This window comes from Planococcus chinensis (assembly GCF_020071995.1).
GTDB classification, from domain to species: domain Bacteria; phylum Bacillota; class Bacilli; order Bacillales_A; family Planococcaceae; genus Planococcus; species Planococcus chinensis_A.
Map to the genome: position 1 here is coordinate 221402 of NZ_JABWTK010000005.1, position 18304 is coordinate 239705.

The following is an 18304-nucleotide window of genomic DNA, read 5'->3' on the forward strand; positions in this document are numbered from 1 at the left end:
TGAGGTCACCATGAATGACAGCACGCTGAAAAAAGTAACGCTGCTTACAATATTAAATCTGGTTTTTTATTTTTTGACGCTCGGCGTCAATTACCTCGGCTCTTCCGGGTTTTTCAACGGACAAAGCCAAGGGGACATCTCCGACCAGTACATGACACTGATCTCCCCGGCGCCTTTTACGTTTTCGATTTGGGGCGTCATTTATAGTCTGGTGCTGATTACGCTGGTTTATTTGTTGATCAAACGGAAAGACGCGGGAGTCAGCAAGCTCGTCCTGTTGATCTCGCCGTGGTTTATCTTAAGTTCGGTATTCAACATGGCCTGGATCGTCGCGTTCTCGTATGAGCAACTCTTCATCTCGACGCTTTTGATCATCGGCCTGCTGTTCTCCTTGCTCCTGATCATCGGGAAAATCTATACGCACCGCTTTGAAGTGCCGGCGACTTTGGCCGGGCTCAGCTTCACGCTTTACTGTGCATGGGTGACCATCGCGACTGTCGTCAATACCTCGTTGCTATTGGTGCAGCTCGACTGGAACGGCTTCGGCATTTCCTATTCGGTGTGGACGCTGATCATCCTGGTGGTGGCCATCGCGTTTGTGCTTATTTACATCTCGCGTTACAAAAACGCTGCCTACCCGCTGCCTTTGGCATGGGCGTTCTTTGGAATCTACGGTTCGTATCGAAGCGGCCGGGTCGACCCCGAGCTGGCGACAGCCATCCAAGGGCTTCTGATTGCCGGCATCGTCATCTTTTTGATCGCTGCGGTGTGGAGATTTATTAAGAACGGGAATGCACTTTTCTATAAACATACGGGAGAAGGGCGTTCTTGATATAAAAGCAGCCGCACAAGCTTCCTTCAAAGAGCTTGTGTGGCTGTTTTTTACTGTTCAAAAATGAAGCGCAGAAAAGCTGGAGTGAAACTGCTCTGGAGAAATTGAATTGTCTACCTTATCAGTTTGTTTAGTCGGGAAATCATTCGGGAAATACTAGTTTCAGAACGATGTATAAATCAGAGGAGGAAATTGAACATGGCAAAAGTATTAGCAGTGCTATCAAGCGGACACACGGATACAGAAAACAACTACGAAACCGGCTGGTGGGCAGAAGAACTGTTTGCGCCGATGGAGATATTGGAAAAAGCGGGTCATCAATTGGATCTGGCTTCACCAAAAGGCGGCAAACCGACGCTGGACCAGGCCAGTATCAGTGAAGACTATGACCCGGAAGGCAAATACAAAAAAATGTATGAATCCGGGTTAGCGGACAACACAAAAAAACTCTCGGATGTAAACGCAGAAGACTATGACGCAGTGTTCATCGTTGGCGGCCACGGCGCAATGTATGACCTGGCAGAAAATGAAACGCTGCATCAAATCATCAATGCCGTTTACGACAACGGGAACATCGTTTCGGCCGTCTGCCACGGACCGGCGCCGTTGATCTGGACAAAGCGTCCGGACGGCAAGAGCATCATCGAGGGCTTGAACGTAACCGGTTATCCGGAAGCGGTTGAACCGGAAGGGCTTCCGGCTATCCTGCCTTTCAGTCTGGAAGGAAAAATGAACGAAGTAGCCAATTATAGCGCTGAGGAAAAAGTGGTATGGGGCAATGACCAATTGGTGACCGGACGCGATCCGTTTTCTTCTGAAGCTTTAGCCGAAGAATTGGTTAAAGCGTTCGATAAACGAAACAAGCAGGAGAACTAAGAGATGGAACCTATCCTGATTACCGCGATCCTGAAGCCTAAGGAACACATGGAAAACCAATTATTGGCGGAATTGCTCAAAGTCCAGGAATCTTCACGGAAAGAAGCGGGCTGCATGAAATACGATCTCCATCAATCCAGCGAAGACGGCACATTCGTCCTTCATGAAACATGGAAAGATCAAACTGCTTTGGAGAGCCATGCCGGCTCCAGCCATTACGAGGAATACCGCACGAACACGGCGGATCTGGTTTCAAAGCGGGAAGTATTTAAGCTGAAAGCTATCTGACTAGGTAGCAGGTTACTCAGTTTTACAAATCCAAATACAGGCCGTTGCGAAATTTATTGCAACGGTCTGTATTTCTTTTCTGTAATGAAAAAAAGCTTGTCCCGTCTATGAAACTGATGGGACAAGCTTTTTAATTGGTTAGTTGATTCCATCCTTCAATTCCACTTCCACCCCGAAATGATCCGATATCACCGGCTTATGGCTCCCATTAAAAATGACGCGCGACGACTTGACGCGTACAGCTTCCGTAGACAGAATCAGATCGATCCGAAGGTCTTCCTTGTTCTCGCTCCAGCCGGTGATTTTCCCTTTCACGGTGATGCCGTCGTCTTTTTCTTCCGCCAGTGTATAGGTGTCGTACAAACCGTGTTCCATCAAGTACGCATAGCCTTCGCCTTTAAGTGCGGCGTTGTTGTTGAAATCGCCCAGCAGGAAAACCGGCACATCTTTTCGGATGTGCTGAAGCAGCTGGTCGGCTTGATATTTGAACGGTTCTTCCGGGTCATGCCACCAGCCGGTGTGGCAGGAGTAGAAGGTGAACGGCCGGCCATCGAAGCGGATGGTGGCTCCGACAATTTTACGGGTACTATGGGAATGCATGTTGGTGTCTTGGCTGACGAAGAACGAATGCTCTTCAATGACCGGATGGCGCGTCAGGATCACCAGGCCTTCTTCATACTTGCCATACACGAGATGGGAAAAGCCCCAGACCATCGTATAGCCGGTCACGCCGAGCTTTTCCATTTCCTGAAGCAGCACCAATGCGTAATTGTCGGGTTCTACAATGTGTTCTTCCGATTCTTTGCCGAGCGACTGATTGACTTCCTGCAGCGCGATTACGTCATAATTGTTTTCCTGGATGGCTGCCGCCAAGTGGCGGATCTTCTCCAGCTGGTTTTCTTCATGCCAGGCATGGGCATTCAATGTTAGTAGTTTCATGCTTGTCATCCTCCAAATCATTTTGATCGGTGAGTTTCTTACTGAAAAAGCCGGATCGATACGAATAGATTCGCGCTGATCCGGCTTTGGAGTTGTTAAATTGCTTTAAATTTCTTCGGTTCCGCCAGTGATTTCAACGATGTCTTTGGAGTTTGCCTCAACATGGCCGGATGCTTTGATCTTCACGGATTGGCCTTCTTGAAGGTTCGTGAAGACAATCGGCGTGATGATGGACGGTGCATGTTCCCCGATATAGGCAAGGTCCATTTCCATCAGCAATTGCCCTTGTTCAACCAAATCACCTTGTTCCACACGGGACGTGAAGCCTTCGCCTTTAAGGTGGACGGTGTCAATGCCGATATGGATCAAGAGTTCCGTGCCGTCATCCGCTTTAATGCCGATTGCGTGTTTCGTCGGGAACAACGTCACGATTTCACCGTTCACGGGGGAAACGACTTTGCCTTCTGAAGGTCTGATCGCAAACCCATCTCCCACCATGCGGCCGGAAAATACCTGGTCCGGCACATCAGTGATCGGCAGGATGTCTCCCGTAATCGGGCTTGAGAAATCGAGCGTGTCCAAGCGGACGGGTACGTCTCCACCGTCTTTTGCCTGGTTGATCACATTGGATGCAGCTGTTTTTGTGCGCGGCGTTTTGCCGTTGATGATATCCTGCATTTGTCCGCGCAGGTTATCCGAGACAGGGCCGAAAATCGCCTGGATGTTGTTGCCGACTTCCATGACGCCGGAAGCCCCGAGCTTTTTCAAGCGGTTCTTATCGACCTGGCCTTTGTTCTCTACACTGACGCGCAGGCGTGTGATGCAGGCATCCAGATGGGTGATGTTCGCCTGTCCGCCCATCGCTTCCAGGATTTCGTACGGCAAGTCGCCGACAGCTTCTCCGCTTTCTTCGTCTTCTTCTTCGTCTTCACGGCCAGGTGTCATCAAATTGAACTTCTGGATGGCAAAGCGGAATCCGAAATAGTAGATGACCGCAAAGAATATACCCACGACAATGACCCAGAACCATTCCGTTCTGCCCGGCATGACGCCGAAGAGCAGGAAGTCGATCAGGCCGCCGGAGAAGGTCATGCCGATTTTCACATCAAGCAAATGCATGGTCATGAAAGAGAGCCCGGCGAATATCGCGTGGATTCCGAACAAGACCGGTGCAACAAATAAAAACGCAAATTCAAGCGGTTCGGTGATGCCTGTCAAAAAAGAAGTCAGAGCGGCTGACGCCATGATGCCGCCAACCACTTTTTTGCGTTCCGGACGTGCGCAGTGGTAAATGGCAAGCGCCGCTGCCGGAAGGCCGAACATCATGAACGGGAATTTCCCGGTCATGAACGTGCCGGCTGTGAAATCCACACCGTCCCGCAGCTGCTCAAAGAAGATGCGCTGGTCGCCGCGGATGATTTCGCCTGCAGCGTTTGTGTAAGAGCCGAACTCAAACCAGAACGGCGAATAAAAGATGTGGTGCAGCCCAAAAGGAATCAACGCCCGTTCAATCACCCCGAAAACAAAGGCAGCGAGCGTGCGGTTGGTTTCCAGCATGAAGTGGGACAGTGCATTCAAGCCATTCTGTGCGAACGGCCATACCAGGAACATGGCGATGCCGAGAAGCAAAGCGGAGAACGCCGTGATAATCGGAACAAAACGCTTTCCTGCAAAAAAGCCGAGAAATTGCGGCAAGTTGATATTGAAGAATTTATTGTACATGGCGGCTGCCAGAATCCCGACAATGATTCCGCCAAATACGCCGGTCTGCAATGTGGGAATTCCTAGGACCATGGCGTATGCCGGGTCCGTCGTCATCACCGCAGTAATGCCGCCGAACGCTTTCATCGTGACGTTCATGATCAGGTAGCCGATGATGGCAGCGAGCCCTGCGACACCGTCACCGCCGGCAAGGCCGATTGCGACGCCGACTGCAAAGAGCAGCGGCAAATTGTCAAAAACCACACCGCCGGCTTCCGCCATAACGTAGAGCAGGGACTGGATCCAGGAAGCACCGAAGAATGGGACCGCTTCCACAAATGTGTCTTGTGAAAAGCTTGTGCCGAAAGCCAGCAAAATTCCGGCTGCAGGCAAAAGTGCCACAGGCAGCATCAATGCCTTTCCGACTTTTTGAAGTGTACCGAATAAATTAAAAGACATTATAATTCCTCCTTATTGAATGGGTAGAGCGGATAAAGCGGGATGGCAATTCAACCACAAAAAAAGGCATGAGCAGAAAAGGCACGGGTAAAAAGAGGGAGGTCCCCCTTGGATTAACCGTTGCACCTTTTCATACTCATGCCTGATCGAATCAGTAACACGTATGAATTAGTTTGGGTGGGTCAAGCGCTGCAGATGAATCGTCAGATAAAGCACTTCCGCTTCGTCTACGGGCTTGTTCAATTGGTTTTGCATAACTTTTATCAGCTTCCAAGCCAGATTATAGCATACGGGGTATTCGGCTTTCAACACCTCTTGGAGTTTATTTTCTTCGCCAAGCGCTTCGCCTTGATGGACGCGGTCGATTGCCCGGTGCAGATGCTGGATTAAGCGGTGGTAATTGACGTTGTCTTTGACCAGGTCGACTTTCAATTCACTTTGGATCAGTTCCGTCAGCCGGGAGATGAGTGCGTGGTCCCGGTTGATATCGCGCAAGGCTTTGTCGGTCACCGCACTATGGATATGGAGGGCGATAAAACCGATTTCCCCTTCAGGAAACACGACGCCCATACGGGTTTCCACTTCTTTTACCACGTCTTTTGCCACCCGGTATTCTTTGGGGTACAGCGTTTCAATCTCCAGCAGGAACGGATTGGAGAACTGGATGTTTTTCTTTGCCCGTGTAATGGCGAAAGACAAGTGATCGGTCAAGGCCACATGAATGTGTTCGTTGAGCTTTTTGCCCATGTTCTCCTCGATGAACACCAGCCATTCATTGATGGAAGCAATCAGGTCTTCATCAATATGCGGAATCAGGTTGACGTATTGTTCTTTTTCCGCCTCATCCTGCAGCAGGAAGGTTTTGTCGGCATGGCCAAACGAAATGACGTCTCCTTTTTTCCGGTTAAAGCCAAGGCCGTTTCCGATCAATACGACTTCTTTATAAGCATCGTGGCGGGCAATCACCACATTATTATTCAATACTTTTTCGATAGTCAATAATTGCTCCATTTTATCTTCCATTCAAGTGAACCTCGCTCTCTGTTGCAAAAAGACTGATCTTTTTTCAGGACATGTTGGGCTGTAAGGGCCAGTGCTTACGCCATTACTGCGGCTTCTTTTTCGCTGATCTCCTGTAAGCAGCATTCGATCTTCCGTCTGTTTATCTTCATTTTACATTAGCCGGCTGAATTCCGCCTTCTGTCCGGCCTCTCTTATTCCATTGTAAGGGATGGAGGCGGCGGGGAGAACCATTATGATGAGCTTAAGTGCGTATACTTTATCCCCATCAACTTTCACCGTTTTCCAAGCCGAGCTAGAATTCTTGTAGTCACTGGGAGCTTATGCTAATTTGGATAAATGACCCAATAAAAGAAAAGAGGAATTAATTACTATGAATCCACAATATAAAGCATTATTCGAAGAAATCACCTTGCCGAACGGTGTCGTATTAAACGACCGGTTAGGCGTTGCGCCCATGACTACATACTCCGGAAATCCGGACGGCACGGTATCGGACGAAGAACTGGTTTACTACCGCCGCCGCTCGAACATCGGCAGCTTGTTCATCTCCGCGTGTATCGCAGTTTCGGAAAACGGCATCGCGTTCCCGGGGCAATTCGTGGCATTCGATGAAGACGTCATGCCGCGTTTGACGCAGCTAGCGACAGCGATGAAAGCAAATGGCAACAAAGCAATCCTGCAAATGCAGCACGGCGGACGCCAAGGGCAGCCGCAATTGATCGCGGCAAACGAAACCGTGGCACCGAGTGCTGTCGGAGGTTCTGCTGAAAAGCCGGCACCGCGTGCACTGACAGGAGAAGAAATCACAGCGATCATCCGCGACTTCGGCGAAACGACGCGCCGCGCGATTGCAGCCGGTTTTGACGGAGTGGAAATCCACGGCGCCAACACGTACCTGATCCAGCAGTTCGTATCGGAAGTGACGAACCTCCGGGGAGACGAGTGGGGCGGCAGCTTGGAAAACCGCATGAAGTTCCCGCTTGCGGTTCTTGCCGAAGTGAAGCGTGTGGCAGCGGAATACGCCAACGACGAATTCATCATCGGCTACCGCCTGTCGCCGGAAGAATACGGCGAGCTGGGCATCGGCTATACGATTGAAGAAACAAAAATCCTGACAGAGAACTTGATCGAAGGCGGCGTCCATTACCTTCACGTCTCGCTGATGGATTTCAAAAAGCGCCCGCATAACGAAGAAACAGAAGGCAGCATCGTTGAGATCCTGTCCAAGCAAATTGCCGGACGTGTAGCGTTTGTGGTTGTCGGAAGTGTTACAAAACCGGAGCACGCCGTCGCAGCGCTCGAAGAAGGCGCCGACATCGTCGTAATGGGACGCCAAGTGCTGGTCGATCCGGAATGGGCCGAAAAAGTGAAACAAGGTAAAGAAGACGACATCAACGAAACCATTCCGCATGAAATGATCGGCAAGCTCGACATTCCAGGACCGCTTTGGAGCTTGATGTCTACGTACAAAATGGTGGTGATCGAAGAACCGGAAAACGTTAACGCTGAATAAGATTGTGAAAAGCTCCTTGGCCATTTTGGCCAAGGAGCTTTTTTGTTATGCTTTTGCTGTTTTTCGGTTCTTTTCATTTTCATCGATCAAAGCCGTGCCGACCAAATCGCCGGTCACGTTTAATGCGGTGCAGCCCATTCCGACGAGCGCATCAATCGCTGTGAGCAGCGCCACGGCTTCGATTGGCAAGCCGAGCTGGACAAAGACGGTTGCAATCATGACAATGCCGGCTCCAGGAATGCCTGCCGTTCCGATGGACGCAAGCGTTCCGACGAGTACCACCATCAGCATATCCGAAAGGCTTAGCGGATCGCCGACCAAATTGGCAGCGAACACCGCGGAAACGGCGATCCGAATCGCTGCGCCGTCCATATTGATCGTTGCCCCAAGCGGAATGCTGAAGCCGTAAAGGCTTTTCGACAAGCCGAGATTTTTCGCCGCGGTCAAGGTCAGCGGCAGGGTGCCCGAGCTGCTTTGCGTAACAAACGCGGTAAGCATCGGCGTACGTGCATATTTATAGAAGCGGCCCGGTTTTATTTTGAATAGGATCAACAGCACCGTGTAGATGACAATTTGTACCGCAAGCGCGGCATAGAGCACAAGAATCATCTCGCCTAAAGAAAAGAGCGTATCCAACCCCTGGCTGCCGACCGTTTTTGCCATGATGGCAAATACCCCGATCGGCACGTATTGAAGAATGACTTTCAAAATCAGCAGCGTCGCTTCGTTCAAGGCATCGATGGATTTATAAAGATGGTTGCCCAGTTCGTCGAGTTCGTGGGAGCTGCGCATATAGGAAATGGCAATTCCGAAGGCGAACGCCGTAAAAATGATGCCAAGCAGATTCAGCTCGCTGAACGCTGTGAAAATATTGGACGGGACGATATTCAAAAGAACACTGACAATGCCCGGATTTTCAGGAACGTCAAAAGTTTCGCTGCCATCAAGCTGCATGCCGGTGCCCGGCTGGAAAATACTCGCGACTGCAAGGCCGACGATGATGGCAAATGCGGAGCTTAAGGTGTAGTAAATGAACACTTTGCCGCCCATGCGTCCAAGGTCGCCGATGTGGGTCTGGTTCACGCCAACAATCAGCGTAAACAAAATAAGCGGGATGATCAGGAACGTCAATAAGCTGAGAAGCAGGTCGCCAAACGGTGCAAGCGCCGTGGCATCTTCTCCGAAAACGAGCCCGACCCCAATGCCCAGAACAAGAGCAATAGTGATTTTTAAAATTAAAGATGTGTCTAAATAGGCTTTCCAAATTGCTTTCATAATTTCCTCCAAAAGTTTAATGTATTCTAATAAAAGTTGATAAGTTTACTAGGGATTAATTCTAAAGTTATATTAGGAAAAGAAGTTTGTCAAAATGAATGCTCAAATAGCTTGTTTTATGCAATAATGCATGAACTGCTGGTAGAAAGCTTTATTCATTCTGTACGAATCTCAAAAATAAGTTTATGGGAAACCGATATTGATTAGTGTTGCATAGACTTTTAAACAGGCGACAAACGGCCGGGTGAAACCGGCTTATGGAAACAAGCAAATGGAGTGGAAAATAGAGCATAGGAAAAGCCAACTTCGGTATCCATCCCGAAGTTGGCTTTGTGTTGTTTATCTGGAGTTAATTTCGTACCGGGTCAGAAGGCACCTGATCCTCCGCCACCGCCGCCGACTCCTGCACCGGAACCAGCCGATCCGCCGCTTGCGCTGGCTGTGGTAGTTGAGCCGGCTGATACGAAAATGGCAGTCATAAATATCGGGTTCATGACAAAGCTGGAATCGTCTGCGGCCGATTCAGCGGAAGTGAAGGCCGCCGCTTTCCGTTCCGCGGTTTTCGGGTCGCTGCCCAGCAGGTAAGCATAGGCACGCTGTTTTTCGTCCGGCTTCAACCGATCCCACTGGTTGGCAGGCAAGTTTTGCATGGCCTCTTTCATTTTGCGCCAGTTGCGGCGGATTTCATGCCCCTCAAATGTAATGGGCGCATAGCTGATGGCAATGCCGAACGCCGCCATCGCAAGCACGATAGCAGCGGCCATCCAAGGGAACAGCTCGTAGATGCCGGTGTAGATGGCAAGGCCGATGAACGCGGCGCTCAGGATGCCGGCCGTCCAGCGTAGCACCGGATGCTTCTCGTGAAAGCCTTTCGCTTTCACTTCCTGGGCAACGCCTTTATTCCATTCCGCAATGGCTTCATTATAGGCTGCATGGTTGTCTTCGTTTTTCGTGAATTGTTCCACTTGGCTGAGCTTGAATTCCCGGCCGTCGCCAATCTGATCGAATAAAAGCTCGATCAGTACAGCTTCATGGTCATGGCCGGTTTTCCGGTGGACCAGCTCGAAATGGTCTTCCGTGAGCTGCCGGATATTGCCTTTACGCATAAGCTCCAGGATTGCTGCCGAAATCGCGTTCGGCGACAGGAATACCGAGTTTGTAAAGGAAAGCAAGGCCGGAATGCTCATCGATTCTTTCGGTACGAAAAATTCGTATGGGTAATTGCGTATTTGCCGTTTCCGTTTGTATGCGCGGAACCACAAAGCGAGCGTTCCAATCAGCAGCAAGATTCCGCCAATCGCAATGGCTGGAATTCCGACATTGCGTGCGATTTGCTGGTTCTTGGCAAAAGCCGCCGCTTCGTTTTCCAGGTTCTCGCGGTCCTTCGCGATATCGTCCCGGACTGTCCCGGCTAGTGTCTCGGCATCCGGAAACAATTCTGGTTCAAAAATGGCTCGGACGTTGGCATTTTCACCTTCCGGCACGTAGCCCAATTCGAACAGTGCGGTGCCGTCGTCTGCAACGCGTTCTGTGCCGTACGCTTCTTCGTAGCCGAGAGCTTCTGTATTTTCAGCGGGAGCGGGCGGAGTGACGGCAATCGTCAAGTCGCCGTATTCGCTTTCGTTGCTTTCGTCAAAGAATGCCCAATAAAACTGCGCCCCGTCTTCGAACTTCTCCACTGCGTTTGAGATCTCGTAAGTCAGTTCGATCTGGATTGTTTCGCCGTCTTCACCTTCGCGGTGGATCTGGTAAACGCCGTCTTCGATTTCCACTTTCAAGGGCTTGCCGTTTTCGGCAGCTGAGAAATTATCGATCGCCGTTCCTTTTTTCTCGATTAGGCTGCGGGTAATGCCGTTAAAGTCGTCGTCGAATTCGTACGTGAATTGCTCCGTGACATCGGCGGTGCCGTCTGCATTCAATTGCGCATCAATCTGCACTTCTGAAATGTCAAAGTCGATCGCATACACTTGCGCCGGGATCAGTCCCACTAAGATAAACGCCAGTACATATGGAATGATTTTTCGTTTCATGATCCATCACCTCTTGTATAAGCATACGGATGGTGCTTTGAAAAGTTTCACGGAGGGAAGGCTAAGGCTCCTTCTTAGGGATGAATAATGGATTAGGAAAAAGGGATTGAGCAAGCCCGTCTTGAATTTTATTAAGAAGAAAAAGGCTCGAATTTTATAAGGAGGAATTGCCATGCTGTTTATGCTGATAATCAAAGCATCACCCACATCAGAAGCAGGAAAGCTCCCAAGCAATGAGCTGATGGAAGCCATGTCGCGGTATAACAAAGAATTGATGGAGGCGGGGGTTCGGGTGATGGTACAAGGGCTCCATCCCAGTTCGAATGGAATTCGCCTTTCGTATACAAATCCTGGAGAAAAGCCGGTGGTAACCGAAGGGCCGTTTGCAAATCCCAACGAGCTGGTTTCGGGTTTCTTTTTGATTGACGTGGCATCGAAAGAAGAGGCGATTGAATGGGCGATGCGGCTGCCGGATCCAATCGGCAACGGTGAAGGGATGGCCGAATTGCGTCAGGTGTTCGAAGGGCCGGTGGAGAGTTCGGAACCGCAGTTTGATTAAGTTTGTATCAGGTTTTCGCTTGGGAAAGGAGGGGGAATATGCGAGCCATCGTTTGCAACCGGTACGGGCCGCCGGAGGTGTTGAAGCTTCAGCAGCTCGACAAGCCGGTGCCAAAAGCGGGTGAAATTCTGATCAAAGTACACGCATCCACCGTCACGGCGGGGGATTGCGAAATCCGGAGCTTTAAATTCCCGGTGCTGCTGTGGATTCCGCTGCGGCTGTTTTTCGGCTTGCGGAAACCGAGAGTGAACGTACTCGGACAGGAATTTGCCGGGGAAGTTGAAGCTGTAGGAACTGGGCGAACAGCCTTCAAGAAAGGCGACCGTGTCTACGGTGCGACGGGTTTGAAGCTCGGGGCGTATGCCGAGTATTTGTGCCTTTCCGGTAGCTCCGCAATCGCCCGGATACCGGAAGCAATCGGTTTTGAAGAAGCAGCCACGATCCCGACAGGCGGAATGAACGCTTTGTTTTTTCTCCGGAAAGCGAAAATCCAGGCGGGCCAAAAAGTACTGGTCATCGGAGCCGGCGGCAGCATCGGCACGGTGGCTGTTCAGTTTGCCAAACATGCAGGCGCTGAAGTGACGGCCATCGACAGCAAGGAAAAATTGGATATGCTCTTATCCATTGGTGCAGACCATGTCTTGGATTACCGGCAGGAAGATTTTACGGCAACTGGCGAAAGCTATGACGTGATTTTTGATGTCGCGGGAAAGAGCCCCGTTACCAAAACCGTCAACGCACTGACACCGAAAGGCATTTACCTAATGGGCAATCCGAGCCTTAGCCAAATGTTCCGGAGGCTATGGCCGACGAAAAAAGGCGGCCGGAAAATCATAGCAGGGGCAGCTAGCTACAACTCCCAAGATTTGCGCGAGCTGAACCAACTGTTGGCAGAAGGCAAGCTCAAGGCGGTTGTTGATCAAGTATTTCCGCTGGAACAGCTGCGCGAAGCACACCGCTATGTAGAGAGTGGGGCGAAGAAAGGCAATGTGGTGATTGCTAATCAATTGGAATTCCGGGAGATGAAGCAATTAACAGGTGGGAGAGAAAAGCATAAATGAAAAAGGTGAACCGCCGTTTCGAAAAGAAAGGGCGGCTCTTTAAATGGATTGTTTTCAGCGTAGTCAAATGAATAAAAATATCCACCTCCCATTAGAAGTTCAATCCAGGATAATCGCTTTTCCTTGTTCCCGCAAAGCCTTTAGGGAAGAAAGCATTTGATTGATTTCTTCATCGGTATGCCGTTGCCAAGCCCCAAGTTCCGCAACGATCATCAGCGGCGACTTCGAACGGTACGAACGGGTCGGGTTGCCGGGAAAGCGTTTGTCGGTCAAGTTCGGGTCGTTCTCGAATTCGCCCAGCGGTTCGACAAGATAGATTCTCTCTTTCGCATCAGTGGCAGCGAGTTCGGCGCCCCATTTGGCCGCTTCTAAGGTGGCGGTGAAATAGATGTAATTGGATTTCTTGTCTTGGTAGTTGGATTGGTTTTGCGCCTCCAACAAATCGCCAATCGCCAACTGGGCTTTCGTTCCGTGGAAGAAAGGGCCGCGGTCTAAGGCTTCTTTGTTCTCATTCATATGGATCTGCCTCCTTTGATGCTTACAGTATAGGGCACGAATTCACTGAAAGGTAGTCTATAAATTGATTTTTAGATGGGGTATAATGGAGATAGGGAGAACGCAGCCCGTTAAACGCAAGGTCCGTTATCAATGATTCTGAAATGAAAGCCATAAAAACTTTTAATGACAAAAGCGCCGAATTCTCTTGAAACAGAGAATTCGGCGCTTTTTTGTTCTGTAAATCAGTGGATGTCCCGCTTCGTAAAGCTGCCGCCTCTGACTTCGGCGACGTCGTACACAGCGATGAACGCGTTCTTGTCGATTTCGTAGATGATTTCTTTCATCTTGCTGTCTTCAAGACGGTTGATGATGCAGGTGATTTCTCTGTATTCGTCGTTCGTGTAGGCACCTTTGACAAGGCTGTACGTAGCATTTCGGCCGAGGCGGTCGTAGATGGTCTGCACGAGCAGCTCCGGCTCTTTCGAAATGATTTTATAGGTTTTGGAGCCGCTGAATCCTTCTTCGACCAAGTGAATCACTTTGGATGCGATGTAATACGCGATGCCGGAAAGGAACGCGCCTTTCAAGCCGAAGACAAATGAAACGACAATAAAGACGAAGACGTTCAAGAACAGAATCATGTCACTCGTTCCGAACGGCAACTTGCGCGACAGCAGCACAGCAAGCATATCGATGCCGTCCAGTGCTCCGCCGTTCCGGAGGGCAAGCCCCATGCCGACCCCGATGATGATCCCGCCGATGACGGTGACGAGTAAGGTATCGCCTTCAACAATGGTTGGGACGTGGTGCATGACAGTCGTTGCATAGGCGAGGGAAGCGATGCCGATGACCGAATAGATGGCAAAGCTTCGTCCGATTTGCTTATAGCCCAAATAGACGAAGGGGATGTTTAAGACGGCGATCAATAAGCCAAGAGGCAATTCAAACAATTGCGAGCCGACGATGCTGAGGCCCGTGATGCCGCCGTCCGATACATTGTTCGGAATCAGCACGGCTTCAAGTCCGTATGCGGTGATGAACGCTCCGATGATAATAGGCAGTGCCTTCAACAGCATTTTGGCACGGCTCTTCTTGCGTTTTGTAATGGTTTGGTTCATATTATTTTCTCCTTCTATGTAGTTTCGGGATGGAACTTTTTTTCACTTAACTATTAAATATACCCTTTTTTTGGCCGTTTTCCTAGCGTTAGCTCGACATGGAACGTCGAATGGATCTGCAGCAAGTTTTCAAGCACAAAAAAAAACCTCCGAAGTTGTCGGAGGTGTTCTAAAAAAACTATTACGGGTTGGTTGACCAAAGGCCAGCTGATTTCAATAGCACGCGCGGATGAAGTTTCAACTGCGCTACCATCATTTCTGCCAAGTCTTCCGGCTGAAGGACATTGTCCGGGTTGCCGTCAGTCAAGTTGCTTTCAATTGCCAAGTCCGTCGCTACGGTGCTCGGAGTTAAGGCAGTGACGCGGATGTTGTGTTTTCTGACTTCCAGCATCAACGATTCTGTCAGCCCCATGACGCCGAATTTCGAAGCGCTATAAGCGCTTGTCACCGGTGCGCCTTTTTGTCCGGCGGTTGATGCAATATTGATGATTTCTCCTGACTGGCGCTCGATCATTTGCGGCAAGACGGCATGCGTTACGTAGTAGACGCCCATCAAGTTTGTATCGATGATGCTTTTGAATTCTTCCGGCGACAGTTCCAGGAACTTGCCGAATTTGCCGATGCCGGCATTGTTGATCAAAATATCGATCGATCCGAGTTCCGCTGTGATGTGCTCAACGGCTGCATTGACCGCTTCCGGGTCTGCAACGTCCGCTACGGCAAATACCGTTTTAACACCGTATTGCTCAAGTTCTGCTACTACCTTTTCCAAGTTGGCTGCCGTGCGTCCGACAAGGCCGACGTTGATGCCTTCTGCTGCGAAAGCAAGTGCGGTTGCCCGGCCGATGCCACGCCCAGCTCCTGTGATTAATGCGTTCTTGCCTGTTGGGTTTTGCATATGTACCGCTCCTCTATCGTTAATCTGTTCCATTCAATAGTGTAGCAAATCGACGCATAAAAACCTTAGTGAAGTGCTCAGGAAAAAGGCACTGCCCGCAAAAGCCGGGTTTCCGGACTTTCGGGGCAGTGCCTTTCGGATGTTCCTGCAGCTTATTGTTTGTCGTTTTTATACTGCATGTAGACGACTTGCGTCGCCAGGAAGTCTTCCATGCCATGCTTGCCGTCCGCTCCGCCAAGGCCTGATTGGCGCATGCCGGCATGATAGCCTTGGATGGCTTCGAAGTTTTCGCGGTTGACGTACGTTTCGCCGAACTTCATTTCATTGACGACGCGCATTGCTTCGTTCAAGTCGTTCGTATAGACAGAAGAAGACAGGCCGTAGACAGTGTCGTTCGCTTTTTCAATCGCTTCATCCAATGTTTTGAATGTCGTAACCGGCAGCACCGGCCCGAAGATTTCATCCCGGATGATGGCAGAATCGTGTTTCACATTTGTCAGAATGGTAGGTTTGTAGAAAAAGCCGCCACCAAAATCCGGACGTTCGCCGCCCGTCGCAACAGTAGCGCCTTCTTTTACCGCTTCCTGCACCATTTCCTCGACGGTCTCCAAACGGTCTTCGCTGATCAGCGGGCCGACTTCCACGTCTTTATCTTTCCGAGGATTGCCGAGTTTTTTCGACTCGAATGCGCGGATCAGTTTTTCCGTCAATGCTTCCGCTACGCTTTCATGGACGTAGACGCGTTCAGCATTCGTGCAGGCCTGTCCGCCGTTTGCAAGTCTTGACTTAGTAATGGCTTCAGCTGCCAGATCCAAATCGGCGTTTTGCGTCACGATGGCCGGCGCCTTGCCGCCCAGTTCCAGATTGACTTTGGTGATGTTCTGCGCCGCCGCTTCCATCACTTTCGTCCCGGCCTGGACGCTGCCGGTCATCGTGATCAGCTGCACTTTTTTGTGGGAGGCGAGGGCGTTGCCGATTTCTGAACCGGTGCCCATCACCACGTTATAGACGCCTGCCGGAATCTCTTCCATCGCATCCACGATTTTGGTGAATTCCATCGTCGTGTTCGGCGTCTGCTGGCTCGGCTTGATGACAATCGTACAGCCTGTCACCAAAGCCGTCGCCACTTTACGCGCCAATATGAAGACCGGGAAGTTCCACGGGATGATGCCGGCTACTACGCCAATCGGCTTTTTATAAATAAGGATATTTTCATTCGGCCGGTCGCTCGGCACGATTTCGCCTTCGATTCTTCTGGCCCATTCGGACATATAATGGAAGTAGTCGATCGCCAGATCCACTTCGCCGCTTGCCAGTTCGTAATCTTTCCCTTGTTCTTCCTGCAATAAGTCGATGAACGTATCGCGCCGTTTTGCAATTTCATCGCCGAGCTTCCGGACGATTTTTCCGCGTTCGATATTCGGCGTCAGTTCCCACGCCTTTTGTGCCTGGTCAGCAGCTTCTACCGCCTTGTCGACGTCTTCTTTTGTTCCTTTCGGAATTCTGGAAATCACTTCTTCGGTTGCCGGGTTGAGGATGTCGATCCATTCCGTTCCTGTGGACTCGATGTACTTGCCGTTCACATACAGTTGGTGGTTTTGCAAAGTATTTCCTCCTAAAATTAGTGTTTCTCTAAGTGTTCCCTTTGCCTCGATTGTTAAACGAAGGACAATAGGACGAACATCTTATACAAAACTGAAAAGAGAGGTATTTATCTTTGATTTTCAGTAACTAATCCAACTCTTCGACTTGCTAATGGCCGTTTATTCAAATTGACAGCGGGTAGATACTTGTATGTGTTTTTATTTAAAAACAACTTTCCAAAAGAGGTGTCCAATGATGAAAAATGATGTAACGATTAAAAATAAACTCGGTCTCGGGACTGCGCCGCTTGGCAATATGTTCAGAGAAGTACCGGAAGACGAAGCGATGGAAACAATCCAATCGGCCTGGAACGAAGGCATCCGGTATTTTGATACGGCGCCGTTTTACGGGGCAGGCCTCGCCGAAATGCGGCTCGGGGAGATTTTATCTTCCTATAAGCGCGACGACTATTTGCTGAGTTCGAAAGTCGGCCGCATCATTCTGGATGAAGAAGAGGAAAAAGAAGGATTGTTTGAATATGGCCGCAAGAACAAAATTCGGACGGATTATACCGAAAGCGGCACGCTTCAATCGATTGAAGACAGCCTGAAGCGCTTGAAAACCGACCGCTTGGATATGGTGTTTGTACATGACCTTTCGCCGGATTTCTTGGGCGATGAATGGATTACGAAATTTGACGAAGCCCGAAAAGGCGCTTTTAACGTGCTGGACCGCCTCCGTGACGAAGGGGTCATTAAAGCATGGGGCCTTGGCGTCAATACAACGACACCGATCGAAGTGGCGCTGGAGCTGGAAGAAGCGCATCCGGATTTGAGTTTGTCTGCTACTCAATACACGCTGCTTCAGCACGAACGGGCGTTGGAGCGCATGATGCCGCTGGCGCAGAAAAATGACGGCGGACTCATCATCGGTGGAGCCTTCAACTCAGGTGCCTTGTTTGCCGGGGACTATTTCGACTACAAGGAAATCACACCGGAGATTAAAGAACGCGTCGCCCGTTTTCACGACGTGGCGAAAAACCACGGCGTGAATTTGAAAGATGCCGCGCTGCAATTTTCGACTGCGCATCCGGCAGTCAAAGCGGTCGTGACCGGATCGACTCGGCCGGACCGCATCAAGGAAGACCTGCAGGCACTGGAAGCGAAAATTCCGGCTGCGTTCTGGGAAGAGCTGGTCGAGAAGGAGCTCGTTTCTGCGAAAGCCGCATTGCCGGGGAGTCGGAAATAATTCAAGAGTATAACAAAAAGGTTCCGGTTTGATGGCCGGAACCTTTTTGCATGATTTCATTTTCACATCTAGGGGATTGAGACCGCTCAGCTTATCGGACCTTTTGTGATGTCTGTCAACGCCGAATTGATCGCAAAGATTTTGGCGTTGACTGTGTTGATGCCAAATCCGCCAAGCCGCTTCGCGTGCATGTCGATGTACGTTTCAGCGTTTTCTTTCGTTTCAAACAGGTAGATGCCGCCGGCTTCACCGGCTTCGGGGTTTTCTGTCCAGATTTTCCATTTGAATCCGGGTTCTTCGGTGATGCTTTTTGCGAGTTCGGCGAATGCTTCCGCCATTTCTTCTCCAAAAGGGCCGTCCATTTGGAAGTCTACTTGCAGCAGGTATGCCATGTTGTTTCCT

Annotated in this window: 17 protein-coding genes; 7 read left to right on the forward strand and 10 right to left on the reverse strand. The window is 50.2% G+C overall.

Features of this window, described 5'->3' with window-relative positions:
• The first annotated feature begins 10 nt into the window (after positions 1 to 10).
• The 3 genes from HU147_RS10295 (at position 11) to HU147_RS10305 (ending at position 1996) form a co-directional block, all read left to right on the forward strand.
• Complete coding sequence (locus HU147_RS10295) at positions 11 to 832, forward strand: TspO/MBR family protein (protein WP_224076143.1); 822 nt, start codon at positions 11 to 13, stop codon at positions 830 to 832.
• 198 nt (positions 833 to 1030) lie between these two features.
• A complete protein-coding gene (locus HU147_RS10300) occupies positions 1031 to 1708 on the forward strand; it encodes a type 1 glutamine amidotransferase domain-containing protein (protein WP_224076144.1) in 678 nt (225 codons plus the stop codon).
• 3 nt (positions 1709 to 1711) lie between these two features.
• Positions 1712 to 1996: a putative quinol monooxygenase gene (locus HU147_RS10305; protein ID WP_224076145.1), complete on the forward strand. Its 285-nt coding sequence runs from the start codon at positions 1712 to 1714 to the stop codon at positions 1994 to 1996.
• Positions 1997 to 2134: 138 nt separating this feature from the next.
• Here the strand turns inward: HU147_RS10305 and HU147_RS10310 are convergent, their stop codons facing one another.
• From HU147_RS10310 to glcT, 3 genes are all read right to left on the reverse strand, one after another.
• Complete coding sequence (locus tag HU147_RS10310; protein WP_224076146.1) at positions 2135 to 2935, reverse strand: endonuclease/exonuclease/phosphatase family protein; 801 nt, start codon at positions 2933 to 2935, stop codon at positions 2135 to 2137.
• Between the two features lie 105 nt (positions 2936 to 3040).
• Positions 3041 to 5095, reverse strand: coding sequence for a glucose-specific PTS transporter subunit IIBC (gene ptsG, locus HU147_RS10315; protein ID WP_224076147.1), 2055 nt, complete (start codon positions 5093 to 5095; stop codon positions 3041 to 3043).
• A gap of 168 nt (positions 5096 to 5263) precedes the next feature.
• Positions 5264 to 6106, reverse strand: coding sequence for a glucose PTS transporter transcription antiterminator GlcT (glcT, locus tag HU147_RS10320; protein WP_074509897.1), 843 nt, complete (start codon positions 6104 to 6106; stop codon positions 5264 to 5266).
• A gap of 382 nt (positions 6107 to 6488) precedes the next feature.
• Here glcT and HU147_RS10325 point away from each other — a divergent pair, with 382 nt between their 5' ends.
• Positions 6489 to 7631 (forward strand): NADH-dependent flavin oxidoreductase, encoded by a 1143-nt coding sequence (locus HU147_RS10325; protein WP_224076148.1) that lies wholly within the window; start codon positions 6489 to 6491, stop codon positions 7629 to 7631.
• 45 nt (positions 7632 to 7676) lie between these two features.
• Here HU147_RS10325 and HU147_RS10330 read toward each other — a convergent pair whose 3' ends face one another.
• Positions 7677 to 8906 carry a dicarboxylate/amino acid:cation symporter gene (locus HU147_RS10330; protein ID WP_224076149.1) on the reverse strand — a complete coding sequence of 410 codons (1230 nt, stop codon included), beginning with the start codon at positions 8904 to 8906 and terminating at the stop codon, positions 7677 to 7679.
• Positions 8907 to 9271: 365 nt separating this feature from the next.
• Entirely contained in the window at positions 9272 to 10936 is a 1665-nt protein-coding gene (locus tag HU147_RS10335) for a DUF2207 domain-containing protein (protein ID WP_224076150.1), read from the reverse strand.
• A gap of 172 nt (positions 10937 to 11108) precedes the next feature.
• On the opposite strand from HU147_RS10335, the gene HU147_RS10340 reads away from it, so the two are divergent.
• Together HU147_RS10340 and HU147_RS10345 are read left to right on the forward strand one after the other, a co-directional pair.
• A complete protein-coding gene (locus tag HU147_RS10340; RefSeq protein WP_224076151.1) occupies positions 11109 to 11495 on the forward strand; it encodes a YciI family protein in 387 nt (128 codons plus the stop codon).
• 38 nt (positions 11496 to 11533) lie between these two features.
• Positions 11534 to 12556 (forward strand): NAD(P)-dependent alcohol dehydrogenase, encoded by a 1023-nt coding sequence (locus HU147_RS10345; protein ID WP_224076152.1) that lies wholly within the window; start codon positions 11534 to 11536, stop codon positions 12554 to 12556.
• A gap of 99 nt (positions 12557 to 12655) precedes the next feature.
• On the opposite strand, the gene arr is transcribed toward HU147_RS10345, so the two are convergent.
• From arr to aldA, 4 genes are all read right to left on the reverse strand, one after another.
• Complete coding sequence (gene arr, locus HU147_RS10350; RefSeq protein ID WP_224076153.1) at positions 12656 to 13072, reverse strand: NAD(+)--rifampin ADP-ribosyltransferase; 417 nt, start codon at positions 13070 to 13072, stop codon at positions 12656 to 12658.
• A gap of 224 nt (positions 13073 to 13296) precedes the next feature.
• Entirely contained in the window at positions 13297 to 14172 is an 876-nt protein-coding gene (locus HU147_RS10355; RefSeq protein WP_036802509.1) for a YitT family protein, read from the reverse strand.
• Between the two features lie 181 nt (positions 14173 to 14353).
• Positions 14354 to 15070: a 3-ketoacyl-ACP reductase gene (locus HU147_RS10360; protein ID WP_224076154.1), complete on the reverse strand. Its 717-nt coding sequence runs from the start codon at positions 15068 to 15070 to the stop codon at positions 14354 to 14356.
• Between the two features lie 152 nt (positions 15071 to 15222).
• A complete protein-coding gene (aldA, locus tag HU147_RS10365) occupies positions 15223 to 16674 on the reverse strand; it encodes an aldehyde dehydrogenase (protein WP_224076155.1) in 1452 nt (483 codons plus the stop codon).
• Between the two features lie 232 nt (positions 16675 to 16906).
• On the opposite strand from aldA, the gene HU147_RS10370 reads away from it, so the two are divergent.
• Positions 16907 to 17902 (forward strand): aldo/keto reductase, encoded by a 996-nt coding sequence (locus HU147_RS10370; RefSeq protein ID WP_224076156.1) that lies wholly within the window; start codon positions 16907 to 16909, stop codon positions 17900 to 17902.
• 86 nt (positions 17903 to 17988) lie between these two features.
• On the opposite strand, the gene HU147_RS10375 is transcribed toward HU147_RS10370, so the two are convergent.
• Positions 17989 to 18294, reverse strand: coding sequence for a monooxygenase (locus tag HU147_RS10375; RefSeq protein ID WP_053167443.1), 306 nt, complete (start codon positions 18292 to 18294; stop codon positions 17989 to 17991).
• Positions 18295 to 18304: the final 10 nt, after the last annotated feature.

Bases quoted from the DNA above. Each gene is read 5' to 3' on its own strand.
- HU147_RS10295 (WP_224076143.1), top strand. From the start codon at position 11: ATGAATGACAGCACGCTGAAAAAAGTAACGCTGCTTACAATATTAAAT.
- HU147_RS10300 (WP_224076144.1), top strand. From the start codon at position 1,031: ATGGCAAAAGTATTAGCAGTGCTATCAAGCGGACACACGGATACAGAA.
- HU147_RS10305 (WP_224076145.1), top strand. From the start codon at position 1,712: ATGGAACCTATCCTGATTACCGCGATCCTGAAGCCTAAGGAACACATG.
- HU147_RS10310 (WP_224076146.1), bottom strand. From the start codon at position 2,935: ATGAAACTACTAACATTGAATGCCCATGCCTGGCATGAAGAAAACCAG.
- ptsG (WP_224076147.1), bottom strand. From the start codon at position 5,095: ATGTCTTTTAATTTATTCGGTACACTTCAAAAAGTCGGAAAGGCATTG.
- glcT (WP_074509897.1), bottom strand. From the start codon at position 6,106: ATGGAGCAATTATTGACTATCGAAAAAGTATTGAATAATAATGTGGTG.
- HU147_RS10325 (WP_224076148.1), top strand. From the start codon at position 6,489: ATGAATCCACAATATAAAGCATTATTCGAAGAAATCACCTTGCCGAAC.
- HU147_RS10330 (WP_224076149.1), bottom strand. From the start codon at position 8,906: ATGAAAGCAATTTGGAAAGCCTATTTAGACACATCTTTAATTTTAAAA.
- HU147_RS10335 (WP_224076150.1), bottom strand. From the start codon at position 10,936: ATGAAACGAAAAATCATTCCATATGTACTGGCGTTTATCTTAGTGGGA.
- HU147_RS10340 (WP_224076151.1), top strand. From the start codon at position 11,109: ATGCTGTTTATGCTGATAATCAAAGCATCACCCACATCAGAAGCAGGA.
- HU147_RS10345 (WP_224076152.1), top strand. From the start codon at position 11,534: ATGCGAGCCATCGTTTGCAACCGGTACGGGCCGCCGGAGGTGTTGAAG.
- arr (WP_224076153.1), bottom strand. From the start codon at position 13,072: ATGAATGAGAACAAAGAAGCCTTAGACCGCGGCCCTTTCTTCCACGGA.
- HU147_RS10355 (WP_036802509.1), bottom strand. From the start codon at position 14,172: ATGAACCAAACCATTACAAAACGCAAGAAGAGCCGTGCCAAAATGCTG.
- HU147_RS10360 (WP_224076154.1), bottom strand. From the start codon at position 15,070: ATGCAAAACCCAACAGGCAAGAACGCATTAATCACAGGAGCTGGGCGT.
- HU147_RS10370 (WP_224076156.1), top strand. From the start codon at position 16,907: ATGATGAAAAATGATGTAACGATTAAAAATAAACTCGGTCTCGGGACT.
- HU147_RS10375 (WP_053167443.1), bottom strand. From the start codon at position 18,294: ATGGCATACCTGCTGCAAGTAGACTTCCAAATGGACGGCCCTTTTGGA.